1 protein-coding gene is annotated in these 1,185 nt (G+C 68.5%); it reads left to right on the top strand.

Annotated elements, in window-relative coordinates; genetic code table 11:
- A partial coding sequence (locus L979_RS13715) for an AAA family ATPase (protein ID WP_047692806.1) occupies positions 1-1,185 on the top strand: 1,185 nt, incomplete at both ends.

The following is a 1,185-nucleotide window of genomic DNA, read 5'->3' as shown; positions in this document are numbered from 1 at the left end:
GGCGGGGTCTGGATGGGCGTCCGATGCATGCCGCGGTCGTGGCGTTGTCGGAGCTGCACGAGGCCGTGTTCGCCGATCACATGACCGGCACCTTCGGCGTGAGCTGGGAGTCGCGGGAGATGGGCCGGGACCGGAACCCGTCATGGGCGATCGTCGATGTCCCCGAAGACCTGGTGGCGGAGTTCTCGACCCGCTCCCGGCGCATCAACGAGGCGACCGACGCGTTGATTGCTAACTACGTGACTCAGCATGGCAAGCGCCCGTCGTCGGCGACCATCGTGAAACTGCGCGCCCAGGCCACGCTCGCGACGCGTCCGGATAAGCAGGTCCGCTCGCTTGCGGAGCTAACAACTGAGTGGCGCACCCGCGCCAGCCAGCAGCTCGGTGTGGATGCGACGGTGTGGGCGCGCGCCGTCATGGGTGGGGAGCGGCAGTTGCTGTTGCGGGCTGATGATGTGCCGTTGGATCTGATCGAGCAGGTGGGGCGGTCGGTGGTGGAGGTGGTCGGTGAGAAGCGTTCGACGTGGCGGCGCTGGAACCTGATGGCCGAAGCCGCCCGCCAAACGATGGGGTGGCGGTTCGCCAGCGTCGAGGACCGCGAAGCCATCACCGCAATGGTCGCCGACGCCGCCGAACAGGCGTCCCTGCGCCTGACCCCACCCGAGCTGGCGACCAGTCCGGCGGAGTTTCGCCGCCTGGACGGCACCAGCGTGTTCCGTCCGAAGCACTCGACCGTGTTCTCCTCCGACACCCTCCTCACGGCAGAAGACCGCCTCCTGCAACGGGCCCGTGCCACGACTGGCCCGAGCATCGACCTCACTATCGTCGAAACCATCAGCAGACGCCCCGATGCCGAGGGCCGAATGCTCGGTCCCGACCAGGCCGCAGCCTTGGCCTCGGTCGCGGTCTCGGGCCGGGTCGTGGATGTGTTGGTGGGGCCGGCCGGGGCAGGCAAGACGACCGCGATGAACGCACTCCGCCGAGCCTGGGAATCCAAGCATGGTGCTGGGTCGGTGGTGGGGTTGGCACCGTCTGCGGTGGCGGCGCAGGTGCTGGCCGACGATCTGGGGATCGCCACGGAGAACACGGCGAAGTGGTGGACCACCCACCAACACACCGACGCCAGCTTCAAGGCCGGGCAGCTCGTCGTCATCGACGAAGCCTCCCTCGCCGGCACCCTCTCCC

This window comes from Kocuria sp. ZOR0020, assembly GCF_000800955.1.
GTDB lineage: Bacteria > Actinomycetota > Actinomycetes > Actinomycetales > Micrococcaceae > Kocuria > Kocuria subflava.
This window is presented reverse-complemented; position numbering and strand designations above follow the sequence as displayed.